A 21,290-nucleotide genomic window follows, 5' to 3' on the forward strand; every position below is an offset into this window, starting at 1 on the left:
CCATCTATTTCATCGTAAAGAATTCCGCAATCGGACCTAGTGCCAATGATGGCAAGAAACTTAAAGCTCCAATTACCAAAATAACAATAATCAACATAGAAACAAATGTTGGACTAACCGTGGATAACGTGCCTGAACTTAACGCCGCTTTCTTTTTACTGCCCATATTTTCCGCTAAAAGCAAGATAGCGATGATCGGCAAGTATCTTGAAATAGCCATCATTAAACTGCCTAAAAGATTTAAGAATGTCGTATTCGCTAACAACCCACCGAAAGCACTTCCGTTGTTGTTGGCCAGTGAAGTTGCCCCATAAAGCAATTCAGTGAAAGCATGGGAACCATGGTTCGTTAACCAAGACATTACCTCTGGATGCAGAACTAGAGCCATTGCCCCGAAAAGCGTCAACATCAACGGTGTCAAGATAACTAGACTAGCCATTTTGATATCAAAAGCTTCGATTTTTTTACCTAAATATTCAGGTGTCCGCCCAACTAAAAGACCTGCTATAAAAACTGCCAGCAATAGAAATGCCAACATTCCATACAGTCCGCTCCCAACACCACCAAAAATGATCTCGCCAAGCTGCATTAAGAACATTGGAATGGCGCCGCCAAGCGGTGTAAAACTATCCAACATCGCGTTCACCGAACCATTCGAAGCGGCGGTCGTACCGACGGACCATAAGCTAGACCAGCCAATGCCGAAGCGAATTTCTTTTCCTTCCAGATTGGTCGATCCAAGAACACGCGTAAATTCAGGCCCGTAATACTCGCTGAAAGCAACGCCGACGAAAGCTAATAGTAAGAAAAATAAGGATACTACCATGATCGTTCGTCCTTGTTTCCAATCCTTGACCCAAAAGCCAAAAGCAAAAATCAATGCCGCTGGGATCAACAGAATCGCAATATTCTCTAAAAAGTTTGAGAATAGTGTTGGGTTTTCAAATGGGTAGGCTGAGTTAGCACCAAAGAAACCACCACCATTTGTACCAAGTTGTTTGATTGCCACCTGACTAGCTACCGGACCTAAATACAACCAAAGATTTTTCCCTTCCACACCTTGATAAGCGACTCCGGATTGGAAAGACTGAACGGTCCCTTGTGAAATTAATAAAACAGCAAAAATGATTGATAGCGGCAACAGAATGTAAACTAAACCGCGGGTTAAATCTTGCCAAAAATTTCCTAATGCTTTCTTTTTGACTTGTGAAAGTCCCCGAAGCAATGCTACCAGAACAGAAAGTCCCACACCTGCTGAAACAAAATTTTGAACTGTCAAACCAAACATTTGCGATGCATTTGATAAAGTCGTTTCACCTGCATATGCTTGCCAGTTGGTATTCGTCACAAAACTGACGGCCGTATTTATCGCTAACGGCAGCGTTAGATTTTTTACTGAGGAACCTCCCGGTAAAAAGTGCTGTGTCATCAAAATAGCAATCAAAAGTACGATCGAGAAGAAACTTAACAGCAGCACATTCAGTGCATAGCGTTTCGCTGACATTTCTTTTTTGCTGATAGGTCCAATCGCTTTATAAAATAAACGTTCTACTGGCTGTAAGAAGCGTACTCCTTTAGGGATTTCCCCCTGCATGATTTCTTTAATGTACCAGCCTAACGGCACTGCCAATAACAATAATATGAATAGGAAAAATAATCCTTGATAAATCACGCTGCTCATAACTCTTCCCCCTTAAATAAAAACCAGAAAAGATAGATCATTAATAAGAGTCCAATAATTCCTAAAATAATCGTCATTTCACTTCACTCCTTTTCAAAACAACCAGTTAAATAAACTAACTGATTTTCTTTACTCTTTAAGCATAAAAAAAAAGACCTAAAGATAGTGTGAAACTTGCGTTCATTTCTTTACACTATCTTTATATCGTCTTTTTTAAAAAGCTGTTACAGTGAAATTCTGATAAAACTCTCCATGAGCGGATGTAAATTTTAGTACTGTAAAATCAGACAACCCGCCGCCTTTTTCATAATAAATCAAATAGTCATCCTGCCAAAAATCGGTTTTTTCCTGCTCCAGTGAAAGTACCTGCATTTCTCCGATCAATGTAATGCCCGTAAAGATTGCAGCATCATAAAAATACAAACAGGCCTTTGGATTACTCAAAAACTGTTTGACTTTCTTCGAGGAGGTATTGGTATGAAGATACAAACAATTCTCTTCGACTTTTATCGGCCTCAACATCGCACGTATCATTGGATATCCCTCTTCCGTCACAGAACCCAAAAAACAAAGGTTTTGTTCCTCAACCAATCTCAATAATTCTTTTTCAAACTTCATAACCTGCTCCCTTCTTAAAAGAATAATTCTTTTGACCTTAGAAATCATAAGTAAAAACGCTATTTACTTTTCATTTAACAACTATTTTCCATTTTAACTTTCTTTTTGTAAAGTCAAAAAGAAAAATGAATACTAACAGTAGGACCCATCCATAGAGATTGTTATAGTTAAGAAGTTCGCCATTCAATTGGACAGCCTCTACCCTCCAAGAATTAACACGCCAATTACAATAATAGCTGCATGATTGTTAATATGAACAGTCGTATCAGTCAGTTCTTCTTCCCGCAGATAATTGCCAAACACTGCTGATTACCGTTGCAATAGTAAAAATAAGACAAAATACTGCCTATAGATAACTATAGGCAGCACATTTTTATAAGGCTATCGATTCTGCGGGCTAAGAATGGCTAATATAGAACAGTCGCTTTAGTTATCCTTTACAGTATAAATGTCACTCTCTTTGGTTTCTCTGAACATCATGAAGCATGCACCAGATATCAAAAGAACTAGTCCACTGATGAGAAGTAATGGAACGAAAACACTGACTGTCGTATTTCTAAAAATCAGTCCCATCAATAATTGGCCTAAAGGAACAGCACATTGCGCAACAGCAATGATCGTAGCCATGACTTTTCCAAGATTCTCTTTGGGTGTAATTCGTTGAACCAAGGTAATCAAGTAAATCGAAATAGCACTTAACATCATACCAATGATGATTTCCATTACGACTACCACTATGAATCCTACTCCAACATTAGTCATACTCAATAAAATATTCATGATTAGTAATAAAATCCCTGAATAAGTGAACACTCGGTAAAAATTATTGAACTTGATATTTTTCGTTAATGGTCCGGCAAAAATCGCTCCGATAATACTGGCTAAGCTAAAAACACCCATTCCAATTCCATACATTGTATCATTGACCTGTAAAGTCATTCGTAAAATAATTGGAAGTCCTACGATAAAGAATGACGTCAATACAAAATTGATTGCTGCTGCGATAACGATGGATTTGAAAATAACTTGATTATTCTTTACTTCTTTAAATCCATCTTTCAAATCAGCGGTTAAAATTTGTGCAATGGTACCAGGCGATTTGTCTCGCTTTTCAAAAGGAATTTTCAAGAAGCTTTCGATAATTGCCGCAATAACGAAAAAGACAATACTGCTGGCTATCAACATTTTTGCTCCAATTAATCCATAAAAAACACCGCCAATGATCGGCGCAACAACGTTTGATAATTGTAATATCCCATTAGACAAGCCGTTGATTTTTTCTAGTTCTTCTTCCTCTACCAATAAAGGAATACTAGCTCCCACAACAGGGGTATCAAAACTGCCCACAATTGCTAAAATGAAGATCAACACTCCGATTCCTAAAACAGATTCTGAACTTCCTACTACTAAAAACAACAATCCTGCAATAATTGCATTAGCTATATCCATCAAAACCATTAAAATTTTGCGATCAAAACGATCCGCGATTGCTCCGCCGATTGGCGCAAATAATACTGGAATACTGGAAATTGCTAAAACCGTCGCAAAAATATCCGCTCTTCCAGTAACATCCAAAACAAATAGTGATAATGCAAATCGTAAAATAGCTCCGCCAAATACGGAAATAAATTGCCCCAACATCAAATAGATAATATTTTTTTTATTCCCTTTCACACTCTTTCCTACTCTCTTTAGTTGATAAGCTCATCTTAACGAATTCTTAATCTTAGAGCATCAGCCTAAAGTCTCATTATTTTCTCACACTTTTGATACTTTTTTAAGAAATTAACCCATAATACGTTAAGCCTTCCAACACACCGTTTTTTGTATTGGCTACGTATGAAGCTTGTTCTTTTAATTGCTTGGTCCCATGCTGCATCGCGACTCCATAGTCGACTAACTGAAACATACTTACGTCATTATTTTGATCACCAAAAGCATAGGTTTCTATTTGTGTACCAGCCATGGATTGCAAAAGCTTCTGAATCGCTGTTCCTTTTGAAATGTTTTTTGGAAGCACATCAATAGCAAGAGGAGCAAAACGAACCGTATCTGCCACAATCGCTATTTCTTTATTTAATCTTTCTTCCAACTCCGCATTTAAGTAAAGGTTCATAAAATTGACTGGTTCTTTTTGATAAAAATGAGCGGATACTGGAACTTTCTTGATACCCATATAGGCTACGTGTTCCTTAACAACTGATGATAAGTTCGTCACCGCAAACCCCCGCTGATTAAAAAAGCCGGCTGCTAGGAGATTATCTTCTGCAATCCTTAAAATTTTCTCAACTTCGAAATGAGAAAACTGCGCATCTTGAATCGTTTTTCCATTAAAACGAACATAGCAGCCGTTTGATAAAATAAAATGCTCTACCTGCAGTACCCGCAACAATTTTTCTACCTCATAATAACTGCGTCCAGTCGCAACAATCGGTAAAACATCGTTTTCTCTCAGCTTATCAAAAGCTTCAATTATCTCCTGTTCCACCACCAAACTTCCTCCTGAACACAAGGTCCCATCTAAATCAAAAAAAGCTACTTTCTTCACACAGATCCATCCTTCCAAAAATATTATTTAAAGGATGCAATGACGTTTCTCTGAATACACAAAAAAGAAGAAAAGTCAGTGCATCACAAATACACTGAACCTTTCCCCTCGGATTTTTTATATCAATAGGTGCCTTTTACATACGGTAAAAGATGAAGCCCTCGGTCGCAAGTCCTCGTTTGAGCGGAACCCTAGCTCCAGTTTTCCAGTTCAAAAAGAATCATACCATGTCCCTTAAGCTAGAAGCAACTACCTTTCTAAGATATCAGTCCATAATGCACTAATCCTTCCAACACGCCATTTTCCGTTTGCGACACATAAGCTGCATGATCCTTCAACTGTTCCGTTGCCTCAGCCATTGCTACACCATGATCGACTAGCTGAAACATCGTCAAATCATTGTTGTTATCACCAAAAGCATACGTCTCTATTTCGGAGTCGCCAAGCTGAGCCAATACTTTTTTAATCGCTGAGCCTTTGGAGACATTTTTAGGGAGTAAGCTAACCGCTAATGGTGCAACCCGTTGACGATCTACCATGGCCGAAAGCCGCTCATTTAATTGCGTTTCCTTTTTGACATCCATGTATAGATTCATGAAATTGACTGAGTTCGTCTGGTAAAAAGTCGGTGAGACCGGCACCTCTTCAACCCCCATATACGCAACATGTTCTTGCACAATTTTTGAATAATCTGTCACCGCATAACCTTGCTGATTAAAATAGCCGGCGGACAATTCATGTTCCTCTGCAATCATTAATATTGATTCAATTTCCGGCTTAGAAAATTTTTCGTTCAAAACAGTCACTCCATCAAAGTATGCGTAACAACCGTCAGACAGTATAAAATTTTCGACTTTCAATTTATGTATCAGATCCTTCACTTCATAAAAACTCCGGCCCGTTGCGATCACTGGCTGTACCTCATTTTCTCGCAGTTGATCAAAAGCCTCCATGAGTCCATCACCTAATGCCAAACTATACCCATGACACAATGTACCATCCAAATCAAAAAATGCCATCTTTCTCATCTACTCATCCTTTCACCCTGGTGTCAATGTCCATGCTGACCAAAGCATACCTGGCTTTTCCCTAAGAAGCAATCACAAAAGAGGCTGAACAACGAATTGTCCAGCCTCACTTAATTATTCTTTTTTTCTTCTATAAATGACGCCGGCAATGACGATAACTACTATACCAGCAATCCACAACCATGGATTCTTCGTATCATTCGTTTGCGGGTAACTTCCTGTTTGTGTTCCCGAATTATGATTTGACCCGTTTGTTTTATTTGACGGTTTTGAAGAATCTGGCGTCTTTGGAATTTTTTTATTCACAAATTTTCCTAGGTCAATGGTTTTAGGTTTGTTTGTACTCGTCGAAGTAATCTTGAACTTGCGTTTTTCTTTACTAATTGCATAACCAGTTGGTGCTTTCGTTTCAGTAAAGTAATAGTCACCAGGCTCCAAATTACCAGCAGCTACTAATCCTGCTTCGTTCGCAGTATATTTTCCAATCGACTGATCTTCTTTATACAATTCGAAAACAGCTCCGGCTAGATTCTTTCCATCCTCTGTAACCTTCTTCATTTTCACAGAACCTTGATAGTTGATAAAGTCGGCCAAACTAATTGTCTCTGGTTTCCCATCAGATTCAGCAGAAACTTTAAAGGAGGTAACAGCGGTATTCAGTAAATAACCTGACGGCGCTTTGGTTTCGATTAAGCGATATTTGTTGGGAGCTAAGCCAGTAGCATAAATCTTCCCATTCTTATCCGAAACAAGGGTCTTGGTTTCTTTTCCATCTGAATCTAGGACATTTTGGACGTTTCCATCTTCATCCTGAATTTCAAACTCGGCGCCCTTAAGTTCTTTACCCGCTTCATTTTTCTTAGTTATGGCGATGGAGCCTTTATAGTTTACAAAGTCGCCCAAATTAACCTTGGTTGGTTTACCCAGTTGTCCTGTAATATCGAATGGATGAGGTTTTGTATCTTGAATGTAACCATCAGGAGCTTTGGTTTCAACAATGACATAGTGTCCTTGTTCTAGACCTTGGAAATAAATTTCTCCTTTTTTATCTGTAGTAATTGTACTGTCATCATAATACTTATTGCTTCGATCTTTTACAGGAAGTGGGTTACCTTTCGGCTGATTCTTATCATCCGCTTTATAGACTTGATATTCGGCCCCTTTTAAGGCTTCCTTTTGTTCATTTACTTTTCGACCAACAACTCCTGATTCATAATTTTTGAAATCAAGGTTGTCAATATTAGTGTCTTGGTCAGCATTTTCCTTAACAACAAAATAAATTAGTTGCTTATTAAGGATGTAACCTGGAGCAGCTTGAACTTCTTTCAACACATAGTAGCCAGCCCCTAAGCCCGAAATATCTAAAATACCATTTTCAGGTGCTACTGCAGTTCTGACATATTTTTGATCGCCATTTTCAATACGATACAATTCAAATTCGGCTCCAGCGATCGACCCACCTTCTCCGACTTTCGTAATCTGCGCTTTTCCTCGGAAGTTCTGAAAATCACCTACTTCTTGAATTTCTGGCTTTCCATATGCATTATCATCAACTTCAACTTCGATTAATGCTGGATTGATAACATAATCACTGCCTTCTGTGACCTTTGGCGCTTTCGTTTCTTGATAATAATAGATTCCTGGTGCTAAATCTTCAAATAAGATTTTCCCATCTTTGTCACTGGTGGCCTTTTTCACTATGCTAGTCTTATCTTCCTTAAACAGCGTGAACTCGGCTCCAGCTAAGCCTTCACCATCTGTATTTCGTTTTGTTAGTTCAAAAGAGCCTTGGTAGTTAATGAAATCAGGTACCTCTACTACCGGCACTTCTCCAATATTCGATGCTTTGATTGTAAATGGAATCTTCTTTTTATTTAACATGTATCCTTCTGGTGCTTTCGTTTCCACAAAGGTGTAATCCCCTGGTGCTAAGTTATCGATCCGAACTTTGCCTTTATCATCAGAGACTAAGGGGTGTTCGTTGACTTTCTTTCCTTGAGCATCGAATACATCGAATTCAGCATCTTCTAAGATCTTACCTGATTTGTCCTTCTTAATAAACTCGGCCGATCCTTGATAATTTATCAATTCGATTGGCGAACCATCGGACTGTGTCGTAACCGTCGCTGGTTTTCCTTTGCCTTTATCCGCGATAGTAAAAGGAATTTCCTTTGTATTTAGGACATAACCACTCGGTGCCTTCGTTTCAACAAATTTGTAATTTCCTGGTGCTAAGCCTTCGATAGTCACTTTCCCATCATCTTGAGAAACTAAGGGGGTTTGATTGATCTTCTTACCTTGGCTGTCGATCACATCAAAGGTTGCTCCAGATAAAGGATTTCCAGCATTATCATGCTTAATAAGCTCAGCACTGCCTTGATAGTTCTTACGGCTGACGTTCACTGTCGGCAATTGGTAATTACTGTTACGATACACCGTGAAGTAAATCGGTTGAGAATCCAAAATATACCCTGTCGGTGCTTCTAACTCCGTTAAGCGATAGAATCCTAATGGCAAACTATCGATTTGAAGAATTCCTTCACTATTCGTCGTATCTGGATTTAGCGGAACTTCTGACCACAAGCTCGGCGCAAGAGATAAGACACTAAGTTTTTCTAGTTTAAAGCGTGCACCTTTGGCAACACCATTCCCTAATTTAATTGGATCGCCATTCTCATCGAGCTTTTGGAAAATCACTTTATTTCGCTCATTTGGAATAGTTAACGGTGCTGCGCCATTCGCTGAGGTGTTCTCATCGATGGTGATCCGACGACCTACAACTAAATCATTCGATATAGTGAAGCCGTCTGGCGCTTTGGTTTCAAAGAGCAGATATTCGCCATATGGCAGACTACCAAAAGTAATTTGCCCATTGGCATCCAGATCGCCTTCACGAAGTAATTGTGTTTTCGTTGTATTCCATAGTTGGAAATGCGCTCCGGTTAACTTCGTCTTGCCATCAGCCTCCGTTTTTTGGATCGTCAATTTACCTTTTTTACCAGTCGCCGATCCACCACTGTGATTTATCTCAACAATTACGTCTTGACCATCACCACCAGAAACAGTTTGCTGATTGTCTCCAGTAACTGTGATTTTATTGGAAACAGTGTCTTTGTTTCCTGCTGCCGAAGACGTGATGTAACTTCGATATTCTAGTTGATAAGCTTTATCGATCTCATGCAGCATTTTGATGGTTAATTCTTGTTTTCCAGTGACGTTATCCGTCGTCACTTCTACTGTGTAATCTTTGTTCACCGTTAATGGTTTGTCATAATTCGGAGTAACGGTGCCATCTGTTGTTACTGTCGTTTCGTACAATTTGATAGAATCTTGGTCAATGACTTGATTTTCTGTTGGATCATCCTTGATAACGACATTATCTAAAGTCGACTGAGAAGGATTGATTACCGCATGCCAATTTACATAGTCAGGGTTTTGACTATCTTGTTCACCTGCTTTTTGAACATATTTTCCGCCATTCTTGACACTAACTTCCCCAATCACATTGCGGTCATCTCCGGAATTTACATATTGTGCTAGGTTTTCATACTGATTGGAACCGGAAATAATTTTTCCATCAACAGAGGTCTCAAATTCAATCAAATAGGTCGTCGTCACTTGGTTAGGAAAATCGATCAAGAGGGTTTGACCATTACTATCGGATGGTTCTTCATAATTTCTCATCTGGTCATTTACTACCGTCTCTGGCTCTTTCTTGACTACCGTACCATCTTTTTGAACTTCCGCTTCATAGATTTTTAACGAGCCAGCTACGTAATCTTGATTATCCTTGATTGCATCTTTCAACTGGGCATTCGATAAAATATTCCCACTTAAATTGACCGCGATCGTCCACGTGATGTGTTTAGTTTGTGCGTTATACTGACCACTTTTTTGAGCGTTTAACTGATACGGATCATTTGGTTTGAAGTCCTGTTCATCATCAGAATGATGTTTTCCACCGTTTTGATCGCTCCAATCAGCAGACATATTATTTTTATAGTGATCCATCTCCGGATTATCTGGATCCAGCAAGGTAACATCAAAGTTGGTTAGATAAGTCAATTTGAACTCATCGTGAGTTGTTTGGTAGTCGCCTTTGAAAACAACTTTGAAGCCAGTTTCATTGCCATTTAGATCTTTCACAAGTTCTAAGTCATAATCCGTTCCAGGAGTTAGAACTTTATTCGTTGTGACATCAAGAATTTCAAAATCCGGTGTCAAGTCTGGTTTAATCGCCATTGATAAACCCGGAACTGGCGAGTAAGTATCGTTTAAGATCAGATCCTCCATGTAATAGTGGTTCTTATTAATGTTGATCGTCCATTCTGCCTTGTGAGTCGAATAATCGACGTTCGTTAAATTTTTAATGACATTTTGTTGTTGGGCAGTTCCCTTATCACCATCAGTTTGACCTGTACCAGTCGTCACACTATTATTAACCTGTGTCGGATCTGTGACGATTCCATCAACTTTAGTCTTATATTCAACTTTCACAGCTTGATCCAGGTCATTTAAAAATTTAACAACAAAGCCTTTTCCATCCGGATTAGGTGCTAAGATATAATCCGTTCCTTCTTCCAAGGCAGCTCCCTTAACTTCATTTCCCTGGTCGTCAAAAGTGATGGGATAGAGCTTGATCGAGCCATCGACTAGATCCATATTGTCGCTGATGGTATCGGAAATCGTTGCTTGATCCTTAGGAATATTTTTTTCATTATAGTTGTATTTGATTTCCCAATTGAACTGTTGATTATTGGGATCATAACCGGTCATATTTTTCTCGATCGGTTTCCCATAATTATTCGTTACCGTGGCCTTCGCATCAAACCCGTCAGGATCGTTTTTATCCGTTAGAATAGCTGTATTAGTAAAGCTGACTTTGCCGCCATCTTCCGGCTTGGTTGATTCATCGATATCTGTCTGATAAACGAGACGATAGGCTTTATTTGTATCCCCTAGAATCGTGACATTTCCATTCGCATCCACGGTATATTCGTCAGGGTTCAATTTCCGTCCGGTTTCCTTAACAGTTCCATCTAAGTTCATAACCAATTCCATGACCTCGACCGATTTATAATTGATACCATCGGGCCATTTTTCAGTGATTGTTGCATCTGATAAATGCTTCATGCTTTGGTTCATATCCACGGTCCACTCAACGCTTGAAGGATTGGGTGTACGGTCGAAATGACCGGTTTTGTCGATAGACTTTTCTGTGTCAGGATGAATTTCAACATCTACAGGAGGCAGATCATCTTCTACAGGATAATGAATCGTAATGTCCCCTGGTCCATCAATATGTTCTTTATTAAAGATCGTGTCAAAGAAAAAACGTCCGTTAATCTCACTCTGATTTTGTACCTCATCCGTAAAGGTAAACCGAATCTTTCCATCTTTATCGACAGTATAAGTAGCATAAACTTCGCCTTCATCATTTTTTAAATCTCCACTGACTGGATTTTTCGGGATTAATTCCGGCGGCAATTCAAAATCAAAATAGTCTCCCGGATTAATCTGTGATCGAACATCCTCTGGAATGCTCCAAGTATAATAGATACGAACATTTGTATTTGGACCAACTGGCGGGTCAATCACATTTCCTTCGTCATCAATAAAAATCATACTAGATCCAGTTAAGATAGTCCCCTCACCACCAGGAAAATATGTCCGAATATCAGTGGGATCGTCTGCTCGAGCAGCTTTATTTTCTGCCTTCGATGACTCTTTGGATTCAGAAGTTTCCGTACTTTGTTTTGCAGTTTCAGATGTTTCAGTTGTATTTATACCGCTTGATTCTTCATCGCTGCTTTGTGTGGCGTCTATTGTAGATGATGTAGATGATTCTGCGGAAGAACTTTCTGGAGCTGCTGGAAATTGATAGGTAAGATTTTGATCTTGATAGTTCAGATCAAATTGTTGAAGATCTTTTAAAGCTTCCTGCTTCAAGGTCAAGTGAATAACGCCATCACTATAACCGGTCGGTACTTCGATAACTTGATTATTTTCAATCTGCAAATCAGTCGATTGACCGTTCTCTTCCAATTTCGCTTGCTCAATGATTGCTTGAGAAGCATTAATTTTTACCGTTTGCTTGTCAGTCGTCGCAGAAAGTTTCACATCTAATTGATTGTCTGCTTGGCCTTTTGCTATGCTTTCTAATTTTAGTGCAGGTGTTTCCACCGCCTCAGCCAATGTGGTCAAGGGTGTCAACGAATTCAGTAAAATCAGAAAAGTCATAAAACCATAGATAAGTCTATCTATCATCTTTTTATTCGACATTTTCCTTAACTCCTTTTTTTTAATTAATAGCGCCCTTGACTGTTATAACAAATAATTACTTCTGTTATTTTCAAAAAACGCGTTATTCCAGATTCATTTTTGAAAGACTGATTATTACTTATCCGCAGAAATCGTTTTCTTAGCAGAAACTTCCTCTAGAGCCTGATTGATTCTCGACATATCAACGATTGATAATGTTTTGCTGACAACTACAATCTCCGCGTTTGGATATATCTGGCACAACCCTTCCAAATTACTGGTGGTCAGTAGAATATCAACATCGCCATTCTCACTATCAAAAACATCACAGATCGACAAATTATAAAGATAACCGAAGTAGCCGTTGATTTGTCGAATGAATTTCTGCGTCAACAACCTTGGCATGACACTTTCAACCAACATCGTGATCTTCACTTCGTAATTACAGGGCTCCTCTAAAAAGAAAATATTTCTCAAATAGACGATCAATAAATAATCGTTCTCCAGAAAAATCGAGCAGTTGGATTCTTGATATAAATCTTCGATAAATCGCTTCGTCTTTTTAATCAAATTGGGATATCGTTCTAGAAAAATATTTTGATACGTATATCCGGTCAAATCGGTATTAAAATCTTTATAATAGAAAGTAAAAAAATGACCGCTGAAAAGGTAGGCTTGAAACCGCCAAAGATCCTCTTCTTTAATAGGAAAATACTCCTCTTGAAAACGAGTGACCATGAACTCTGTTGCTAGATAGACTGGTAATTGGCCATCAACTTGCTGCTTCAATAAATTCTTGACAATCGATTCTTTGAGCGTATCCATTGTTTTTGACATCGAGAGCCAAACTGAAAAGAAGAAAGGAATCTCCGATTGTTTGCTATTGATCTCTCCCTGCAGTTCTAATAATCTGCCCTCAAACTCAGAGTACAAATAATTCGTTTTGATTTGTCCTTCCATTTCAGAGGACATTTGAACGATATTCCCTTTGCGAGTCCGGATAATCGATTCTGCAAACAAAAAAGCCAGCTGCTTTTTATACTCATAGGGAATTTTGGGATATACAGTAAACTCATTGTTTAAAAGATTATCGACAAACGTTTCAATCAGTTGTTCATCAACATACTTAAAGGGCCAGATACTCCCACGATAAACACTCCAGAAAAAAATCGTCATAAACATGCGAATCTGATGTTCTTCCCCAATCAATTTTGCGGATTCTCGGCCAATCTCAATTTGATAACGTAGCAATAATTCATTGACTTTATTCAAATCTCGGCGAACCGTTGATTCGCTGATAAAGTTTCGCACCGCATAATTCTTCACACTATCGAATTCTTCAGTAAGCAGCGCCTCAAGCATCTTGACTGTTGAGCATTTACCCACTATAAATGTGACTAATTCATAAATATCGGCGTCATTCTTAACGTCAAGAAAGACACCTCGACTTTTCGATAGTTGAAATGAATATTTTTCTGGTTGAAATTGATTGATTTGGTCAGAAAGATCATTGATCGTACTCAAAGTCATCCGCTTGCTCAACTCCAGCTTTTCTCCCAGCCATTGGCTTGAGACCCAACGTCTGTTGGCAGCGTTTAATAGCAAAATCATGCGTCGTTGATTCAAAGTTTTCCGATCAAACAGGCTTTCAAAAAAATCGTTTCGTATCATTGTTACGTATCATCCCTCTTGATTAAAAAATTAATCGTTCATTAATTATTTCGTTGTCATTATGATAAGTAATAAATAAAAAAAGGGGAATTTATACGCTCAGGTTTTTGTCATTTACTCATTTTCATTAAAAAAAGACCTTTAATCTAACGAATCAATTTTGAATTTACTTGGGCCGGGAACTGCTTTTTCTAGAAAACCAATTAATAATCTTGTTTAAAATAGCCAAATTTATAGATTGATTAAAAAACTTTTGAAGATAAAAAAATCACGGATCGCTCCGTGATTCTTCTTGTTACGGCATCTTCATCCAAACGGGTTCAAATTGATTGCCATCAGGGTCCAATACCTCCAAGCTAAACATTTGATCCTCAGGCATCCCTGAATCTACAACAAAGTAGTCCCCGCCATTTGCTTTTGCCGCTTCGGCAATTTTTCTCACCACCGCAGGACTCTCAACAGAAAAGGCCGTTAACGTACCACTTAAAGCCCGTGTATCCGCAATTTTTTTATCCTTAAGGAATTGACTGTAAAATTCGTGATTCAACAACATAATCCAAAAATTATCATCCCACACCATCGAACTGGCTTGCTCATTGGAGAAATCCTCATTTTTCTTAAATCCAAGTTTTTCATAAAATTCTGTCGAAGCCTTCACATCTCGCACTGGATAATTTGTAAACACCATCGTTGCCATTTCATTCACTCCAATCAAATTTTCTTATATTATGCAAGATTCGCTTAGGCAAAACAAAGAAAACGCTTGTATAAAACTTAACGAACAGTCTGCTTTTTCAGTCACAAAAAAAGTCGTACCCAATTAATGGAACACGACTTTTCTCTTATTTATTTTATTCTTTTAAAGGAAATCCATGATTCTTTGATAAGCCTCTTCAGGAGTAGAGGCTGAATCCAACATTTTAAAAAAATCCGGCTGATCAATTAATGCGACTAACTCAGCCAAAGCGGACAGGTGTTTCTTATTGTCTACTGCGGCCAATGTAAAAATGTATTTCACCGGCGTTTTACCTAATATCGTTATTGATTCTTTAAGTACAGTGATTCCCAAACCAACTTTTCTGACACCATCTTCAGGTCGAGCATGCGGCAACGCGACCTGATCAGAAATCACCATATAGGGACCTTCCTCATAAGTTGTTTGAATAATTTTATCTATATAGCTGCGACTGACGATCTCTGATTCGATCAACGGTGTCGCCGCGACATAAAATGCTTCTTCCCAGCTATTTGTTGACAGTCTTAGTTGGATAAAGGCCGGTTTAAGAATATCCATTAAACTTAAATCATCGTTTTCTTCTTTTTTAAAGGTGAGAACTTCCTGACTATGCGCCTTTGGTTGATGAATATGTCGCAATAACTCTTTTCTCAACCCAAGTTCATCGTTTATTTCCCCATACTTAGTGATGATTGAAATCAGTTCTTCAAATTGATAATCGTTTGAATAATTCCTACCGCTATTTTGAATTTCTTGAACGAGATTATATTTTTCATCAATCGACATGATCGGGTTAACCGTATACACGGGCTTTTTCAACGAATAGAGTCGCATATTCGGAACCGTTGTAAAGATCATATCGTATTCCTGTTTTTTCTGATAGATCTCATTTGTTTCAATAGGGCCAATAAAAATCATATCGGGAAAAAGATTTTTTAATTCATTATAAATAATTGCAGAGCTGCCTATTCCATTGGGACAAACAATGATCCCAACTTTACGTTTCACCTGATACTCATCATTATCATTTATCAATGACGCGAAATGAATCGTTAAAAATGAAATCTCCTCATCAGGAATCATCGTTCCAAATAATATTTCAATAGGCTTCATTGTTTCCTTGACGATTTGGAATAGATCCGGATATTCCTGAATGATTTTTTTATTCAGAGGATTGATGATTGGCAAATGAAAGAACAGGCGGTAATATGCGGGTCTAAAATGACTGTATAATTGTTTTTTCACAGCATGCTTATCTTTGAAACGAATACCGGATAATTGTTCAAAACGATCAAAAATTCGTTCTACCAATTCGTGAATAATCGAAGAATCTGGCGTTTTTTCATCCGCATTTCCAATCGCCATCCCAAGCATCCAGCCACAAATATACAAAATTGCACCATTATTTTCAACAGAAAGTTTTGCTAGTAGACTCTTGGAAAACATGTATTCTTTCATTTGATAAAACGTTTGAAAGCTGTATCTATCATAAAAACCGGACCACTCTCGTTGCAATCGCGGCAGCAGAAAGATCAGCATATAACTAAACTCAAGCAGACGATTCTCTACCAACGTAATCGAATAGTCCGCTAACTCATTGGCAATTTGCTGGAACATAGCCGGCTTTTCGATCAAACTTTCATTAAATAAAAAATAGTCCCAAAGAAAACGGCCATTGTCTGAACGAAAATCTTCCAAGATCAGCTTCATTAGGTGGTAACGTAAGACGGCCTCGTCGCCAGCCAGATAATACCCGTTTTTTCGATCGTAGTTTATTTGAATACCGACAGACTCCAGTTCCTTCTCGACCTTTTTTAGATCATTGATAAAGGTCGTTTTCCCAACCTCCAAAACTGCTAGAAAATGATTCACTGACAAATAGTCTTCGCAATGATAAAACAGCATCAAATAAATGTATTTCTTTCGCTCTTCCATATCCATTTCATAATAACGATAAACCGTGTCGTTAGAGAAAAAATCAACGAGAAATAGCCGGCTTGAATCTGAAAGATGGAAATAATTCCCATCAAACCAAACAGGAGGAAGGGCCTCATCAGAGAGTAATTCATTGACCTTTGTGATCACATAATCAATTTGTACCTTTGATAACTGTAACTGATTGGTTAAACTATTTTGAGAAATGACAGGCTTCTCAATCAGCTTTACTAATACTTGACGTGTCCTCTGATCAATTTTCTGCATAGCCTTTCCCTCCTGTCTATTTTTATTTCTGCAGTGTTGAAACTTTTTGGCGTAAACTTTGCGCATTTATAGCGATTTCTGCTTTTGTTCCTTTGGATAATAGGGTGCCGATACCCATGCAGTCTACGCCAGCTTCGATCCAATCTGTAATATTCTCTACCGTAACACCGCCTGAAGAAAGAACCGGTACTTGAGGCATCGGGGTCTTAATCGTAGAAACTACTTTAGGTCCAATGAAGGAAGAAGTAGGAAAGGCCTTGATCATATCCGCACCAGCCTCCAGCGCTTCAACGACCTCTGTCATCGACGTACATCCTGGCATGTAAGGAATCTGGTAACGATTACAGAGCTTCGCCACCTCTAAATTGAAATTTGGAGCGATAATGAACTCTGCTCCCTTTAATAGTGCGTGACGAGCGGTCTCACTGTCAAGCACTGTTCCAGCTCCGACGATAATTTTATCTTGATAGATTTCTTTCAATTGTTCAATAATATCGCCGGCATTTTTATTTGCTGAATTGTAATATTAATCGCAACAAAGAACCCATCAAAAATTTCTAGTAAAATGAGTTTAGGATAACAAACTACTAGGAGTGATTTTGATGGGTTCACACAAAAAGCTTACACGAGATAATCGAAAATGTATAGAGACGATGATTTATGATGCCAAGAGTATTCAAGAAATAGCGGACAGAATTGGTGTTAGCCGAACAACGATTGATCGTGAGTTGAAACGAGTACCCGAAGATTTGATCTATAATGCCGACAATGCGCAATTAGATGCGGAAATGAAGCGCAGTGCCTGTGGTGCGAAGTCCAAATGGACTTCTGAATTCGCTTATCAGATTGAATGTGATCTTGAAGACAGCTGGTCCCCTGAACAAATTGCGAATGATCGTCAAATAGTTTCATTCAAAACCATTTACAATTGGCTCTATGCCGGTATTCTTAATGTGTCTAAACAGTGTCTGAGACATAAAGGCAGAAGACAAGAAAAACAAGAAGAGGCACGAGGCAAAATGACTGTAGGGCATACCATTGATGAACGCCCAGCTTCTGTGTCAACTCGAGAAGAATTTGGACATTGGGAGTTGGACACAGTTGTTTCTAGCAGAGGGGAAAGCAAAGCCTGCGAAGCAACGTTTATTGAACGGAAAACACGCTTTTATTGGGCGATCTCAATGAGGGATCGTACCGCGAAGTCAATGGCACAAGCGATTAAAGCTTTTGTGCAAGACCTAGGGAGTCACAAGGCATTTTTAAGCTTTACGGTCGACCGTGGGAAAGAGTTTTCTTGCTGGAAAGAAATTGAGAAAGATTTAGACGTACCTATGTATTTTTGTGATCCATACTCCCCATGGCAACGCGGATCTAACGAAAATGGGAATGGTTTATTTAGAGAATTCTTCCCTAAGGGAACTGATTTTTCAAAGGTACCCCCTACGGAGAAACAGGAAGCATTACGCAAGATAAATATGCGTCCTAAAAAAACATTGAACTGGAAAAATTGTTGGGAAGTCTTTCAAGAAGAAATGTTGCAATTAATTTGACAATTCAGCATTTGTATAACTAATTTCTAAACAAGAGATCTCTCCTTCGAGACAGCCATCCACGATTTCTTGAGCACGTTCGATTGTTTCTACTCGAATAATCGCCATTAATTTTTCTTGATAGATTCGAGACAGAGTTGTTACTTTTTGCATGATATTTCCATCCCTTCTATTTCCCTATATTGGTTCAATGTGCGGCAAATTTCAACGTCCAACTCCGAAGAAACAGGGCAAACTGGACTTTTAGGCGCTCCGACAGGAATCCCTGTCAATGCTAAACTATATTTCAACACGCTCGGAACGGTCGCCAGCTTCAAGATACGGCGAAATTCATTGATACTCTCTTGAAGAACTTGAGCCTCTTCGCTTCTATTTTCCAAAAAGGCTTGATAAATACCCAGATCAGTTTTTGTTAAAACATTCGAAGTCGCTGCAACCGCGCCGTCTGCACCTCTTTGCAAAGCCGGTAAAATCAAAGAATCCGAGCCGACTAAAACAGAGAAATCCTCCCGATCATTTAAGTTCAAATACATTTGGAAATTTTCCAAATCTCCGCCGCTGTCCTTGATTCCAACGATTTGTTTCACCTTTATTAATTCCTTGAACACCTTCTCACTGATCGAAATTTTGGTATTTGCTGGAATGTTGTATAGAATAATTGGTACGTTTGTCTTTGCCGCGATGCGTTGATAATGCTGGATCAATTCATCATCGCTGACTTTGATTAAATAGGGAGTAATGATAGAAACCGCATCTACTCCTAATTTTTCAAATTTATTTGTCAGATCAATAACAGCTTCTGTTGAAATTCCGCCAGACCCGGCAAAAACGGGGACTCGTCCCGCGACCTCATCGACGACGATTTTTACTAGTGTTAATTTTTCTGTTTCGCTGAGCGCGTAAAATTCACCGTTTGTTCCCAAGATGAATAATCCGTGGACGCCGTCATCTATCAATTTATTAACCAGCTTGCGAGTCGCTGCTTCATTGATTCCATCATTTGATAACGGTGTCACCATTGCCGTAATAATTCCTTTTATCTTCATTACAGGTCACATTCCTTTAAATTTTTGATTGATTCGCCTAATGCACCACCGGGATGCCATTGATAATACTTGTCCAAATCTAGTTGTTCTTCTTGCTGCAACAAAATCGAAAGACACTGCAATACAATAATTTCAGCAATAATAGAGATTCTTGGCGGCTTATTCAAATCATCGCCTTCTTGGTTAACACCTGCCAAAAGAAAAACGGTCGAATGATCCTTCAGCCATGAATTTTCTCCGCCGCTGACACCAATGATTTTTGCGTCTAATCGTTTCAAAGATTCCACTGTTCGCTTTAGTTCCTCTGTTTGTCCGCTGTTTGAGATAGCAATGACGACATCCCCGGGAAGTACTTGTCCAGCCGAACCATGAATTGCTTCTGTCGTATCTAAATAATACGTCGGTGTTCCCACTGAAGAATTCAGTGCGGCAATATATTCCGCCACATGGCTTGGTTTTCCAACCCCGGTAATATGGACACGCCCATGATTTCTCTTCGATTCGGAAATAACCTCGCATGCCTCGACGACTTTTTCTTTATCCAACTGGCTGATATACTGATTGATTTCTGGTTGAAGAACTTCGATATAAGCATCCAGCTTGTTTGTTGCGATCTCCATTTGTTGACCTCTCCTTTTTTGAAAACAGACTTAGCAGATTTCTACTAAGTCTGTTGGTTTTATCTGCCAAATAATGACAAGATTTTATCTAATAGAATTCCCATCACGTTATAGTCGATGTTCGGGAAGGTTGATCCTTCAATTCCCAATGTTCCATACAGTGGGTAAAGAACAGTTGGCAGAAAGGCTAGCAATAGGCCGATCACAAATGATCCCACAACTGCGCCACGCCAACCACCAGTTGAATTTCCGAAGACGCCCGCTGTTCCTCCTGAGAAGAAACAAATGTGCGCGGCTGGAATAATCACTACTGGAAATTTAAGGGCTACCATGATGAACACGCCAAGCAGACCGGCCGCATAAGAAGACAAGAAGCCGACGATTACTGCTGTTGGTGCAAACGGAAATACCGTTGGTACGTCCAATGCTGGACGTGAATTCGGGATGAATTTCTCAGAAATCGAAACAAAGGCTGCTGTGATCTCGCCTAAGAACATCCGTACACCTGTCATTAAGATCGACATACCGGCTGTAAAAGTAAATGCCTGAACAAATGGGAAAACTAACCAATGCTGCGTTCCTGCAAGTTCTTCTACAGCAGGGCGTCCCGCTTTTAGTGCAGAAACATAGAACAACATCAGCATAACCACTGAGACACCCATCAGGAAATCACGGAAAAATGATAGCCATTTTGGAAAATTAATATGCTCAGTTGTTTTGTCTTTGTGTTTGCTGAACAACATTCCGATATATCCAGATAACGCATACCCGATCATATTGAAGTGACCGATCGCTGTCGAATCACTATCTGTAATTCGGCGCATAAACGGTTGACACAATTCCGGTAATGCCGCAGAGAAAAATCCTAATAATAAACCACCAATAACAATTGCAGGAATATCTGCCACATGATGCGCTTTCAGAATCAATGAAAGAACACAAGCGAAGAATAAACTATGTCCAGTTGTAAAGAAAATATTTTTAAACGGAGTGATACGAGCAATCACTAAGTTCATGATGAAGCCGACAATTAGTGTACAGCTTGTAACAAATGCAAACTCTGTTTGAGCCAATGCTGTAGCCGCTTCCGGCGAAGCAACGACTCCTTGGATATGAAACCCTGTTTGGAACAATTGGTTGAAGTTTTGCAGCGCGCCGGTCATGATCGAACCGCCAGCGCTGAAAACTAGAAAACCAATAATTGTTTTAAAGGTATCAGTTAATACCTCTGTTCCGCTTTTCCTTTGAGCGACTAAACCAATCAGCGCAACTAGCCCTAGCAGAACCGCTGGTGTGCTTAAAAAACTGATTAAAAAATCCATTTTCTAT

14 protein-coding genes and 1 pseudogene are annotated in these 21,290 nt (G+C 39.0%); 1 reads left to right on the forward strand and 14 read right to left on the reverse strand.

The window, feature by feature from the left end; translation table 11 throughout:
* Positions 1-4: 4 nt before the first annotated feature.
* The 10 genes and pseudogenes from kdpA to IGI38_RS12140 all read right to left on the reverse strand — a co-directional run.
* A complete protein-coding gene (gene kdpA / locus IGI38_RS12095; RefSeq protein ID WP_438730619.1) occupies positions 5-1,681 on the reverse strand; it encodes a potassium-transporting ATPase subunit KdpA in 1,677 nt (558 codons plus the stop codon).
* Between the two features lie 213 nt (positions 1,682-1,894).
* Positions 1,895-2,299, reverse strand: a complete 405-nt coding sequence (locus tag IGI38_RS12100) for a pyridoxamine 5'-phosphate oxidase family protein (RefSeq protein WP_438730622.1) — start codon at positions 2,297-2,299, stop codon at positions 1,895-1,897.
* A 426-nt stretch (positions 2,300-2,725) separates the two neighbouring features.
* Positions 2,726-3,973 (reverse strand): MFS transporter, encoded by a 1,248-nt coding sequence (locus tag IGI38_RS12105; RefSeq protein WP_438730624.1) that lies wholly within the window; start codon positions 3,971-3,973, stop codon positions 2,726-2,728.
* Between the two features lie 103 nt (positions 3,974-4,076).
* The gene (locus IGI38_RS12110; RefSeq protein WP_438730627.1) at positions 4,077-4,847 is read right to left on the reverse strand and encodes an HAD family hydrolase; all 771 of its coding nucleotides are present in this window, start codon (positions 4,845-4,847) and stop codon (positions 4,077-4,079) included.
* Positions 4,848-5,104: 257 nt separating this feature from the next.
* Entirely contained in the window at positions 5,105-5,875 is a 771-nt protein-coding gene (locus IGI38_RS12115; protein WP_438730630.1) for a Cof-type HAD-IIB family hydrolase, read from the reverse strand.
* 114 nt (positions 5,876-5,989) lie between these two features.
* Positions 5,990-12,157 (reverse strand): SpaA isopeptide-forming pilin-related protein, encoded by a 6,168-nt coding sequence (locus IGI38_RS12120; RefSeq protein ID WP_438730632.1) that lies wholly within the window; start codon positions 12,155-12,157, stop codon positions 5,990-5,992.
* 114 nt (positions 12,158-12,271) lie between these two features.
* Entirely contained in the window at positions 12,272-13,747 is a 1,476-nt protein-coding gene (locus IGI38_RS12125) for a helix-turn-helix domain-containing protein (protein WP_438730635.1), read from the reverse strand.
* A 355-nt stretch (positions 13,748-14,102) separates the two neighbouring features.
* Positions 14,103-14,504, reverse strand: coding sequence for a VOC family protein (locus IGI38_RS12130; protein WP_438730638.1), 402 nt, complete (start codon positions 14,502-14,504; stop codon positions 14,103-14,105).
* A 162-nt stretch (positions 14,505-14,666) separates the two neighbouring features.
* The gene (locus IGI38_RS12135) at positions 14,667-16,745 is read right to left on the reverse strand and encodes a BglG family transcription antiterminator (protein WP_438730641.1); all 2,079 of its coding nucleotides are present in this window, start codon (positions 16,743-16,745) and stop codon (positions 14,667-14,669) included.
* A gap of 22 nt (positions 16,746-16,767) precedes the next feature.
* Positions 16,768-17,256, reverse strand: a pseudogene (locus tag IGI38_RS12140) (ketohydroxyglutarate aldolase); the annotation flags it as partial.
* A 91-nt stretch (positions 17,257-17,347) separates the two neighbouring features.
* On the opposite strand from IGI38_RS12140, the gene IGI38_RS12145 reads away from it, so the two are divergent.
* A complete protein-coding gene (locus IGI38_RS12145; RefSeq protein ID WP_438725454.1) occupies positions 17,348-18,295 on the forward strand; it encodes an IS30 family transposase in 948 nt (315 codons plus the stop codon).
* Here IGI38_RS12145 and IGI38_RS12150 read toward each other — a convergent pair.
* From IGI38_RS12150 to IGI38_RS12165, 4 genes are read right to left on the reverse strand one after another with little or no spacing between them, the layout of a single operon-like run.
* The gene (locus tag IGI38_RS12150; protein ID WP_438730644.1) at positions 18,287-18,448 is read right to left on the reverse strand and encodes a hypothetical protein; all 162 of its coding nucleotides are present in this window, start codon (positions 18,446-18,448) and stop codon (positions 18,287-18,289) included. The two genes, IGI38_RS12145 and IGI38_RS12150, sit on opposite strands and share 9 nt — an antisense overlap.
* Entirely contained in the window at positions 18,436-19,341 is a 906-nt protein-coding gene (dapA, locus tag IGI38_RS12155; RefSeq protein WP_438730647.1) for a 4-hydroxy-tetrahydrodipicolinate synthase, read from the reverse strand. The genes IGI38_RS12150 and dapA overlap by 13 nt, the downstream gene beginning before the upstream one ends.
* Positions 19,341-19,961 (reverse strand): SIS domain-containing protein, encoded by a 621-nt coding sequence (locus IGI38_RS12160; RefSeq protein ID WP_438730650.1) that lies wholly within the window; start codon positions 19,959-19,961, stop codon positions 19,341-19,343. Before IGI38_RS12160 ends, dapA begins: the two co-directional genes overlap by 1 nt.
* Before the next feature lie 59 nt (positions 19,962-20,020).
* The gene (locus tag IGI38_RS12165) at positions 20,021-21,283 is read right to left on the reverse strand and encodes a PTS ascorbate transporter subunit IIC (protein ID WP_438730653.1); all 1,263 of its coding nucleotides are present in this window, start codon (positions 21,281-21,283) and stop codon (positions 20,021-20,023) included.
* Positions 21,284-21,290: the final 7 nt, after the last annotated feature.

The sequence above is a fragment of the Enterococcus sp. AZ128 genome, assembly GCF_051714485.1.
In the GTDB taxonomy this organism is placed as follows: domain Bacteria; phylum Bacillota; class Bacilli; order Lactobacillales; family Enterococcaceae; genus Enterococcus_A.

Bases quoted from the DNA above. Each gene is read 5' to 3' on its own strand.
- IGI38_RS12130 (WP_438730638.1), bottom strand. From the start codon at position 14,504: ATGGCAACGATGGTGTTTACAAATTATCCAGTGCGAGATGTGAAGGCT.
- IGI38_RS12115 (WP_438730630.1), bottom strand. From the start codon at position 5,875: ATGAGAAAGATGGCATTTTTTGATTTGGATGGTACATTGTGTCATGGG.
- IGI38_RS12135 (WP_438730641.1), bottom strand. From the start codon at position 16,745: ATGCAGAAAATTGATCAGAGGACACGTCAAGTATTAGTAAAGCTGATT.
- IGI38_RS12100 (WP_438730622.1), bottom strand. From the start codon at position 2,299: ATGAAGTTTGAAAAAGAATTATTGAGATTGGTTGAGGAACAAAACCTT.
- IGI38_RS12160 (WP_438730650.1), bottom strand. From the start codon at position 19,961: ATGGAGATCGCAACAAACAAGCTGGATGCTTATATCGAAGTTCTTCAA.
- IGI38_RS12165 (WP_438730653.1), bottom strand. From the start codon at position 21,283: ATGGATTTTTTAATCAGTTTTTTAAGCACACCAGCGGTTCTGCTAGGG.
- IGI38_RS12125 (WP_438730635.1), bottom strand. From the start codon at position 13,747: ATGATTTTGCTATTAAACGCTGCCAACAGACGTTGGGTCTCAAGCCAA.
- IGI38_RS12145 (WP_438725454.1), top strand. From the start codon at position 17,348: ATGGGTTCACACAAAAAGCTTACACGAGATAATCGAAAATGTATAGAG.
- IGI38_RS12120 (WP_438730632.1), bottom strand. From the start codon at position 12,157: ATGTCGAATAAAAAGATGATAGATAGACTTATCTATGGTTTTATGACT.
- dapA (WP_438730647.1), bottom strand. From the start codon at position 19,341: ATGAAGATAAAAGGAATTATTACGGCAATGGTGACACCGTTATCAAAT.
- kdpA (WP_438730619.1), bottom strand. From the start codon at position 1,681: ATGAGCAGCGTGATTTATCAAGGATTATTTTTCCTATTCATATTATTG.
- IGI38_RS12150 (WP_438730644.1), bottom strand. From the start codon at position 18,448: ATGCAAAAAGTAACAACTCTGTCTCGAATCTATCAAGAAAAATTAATG.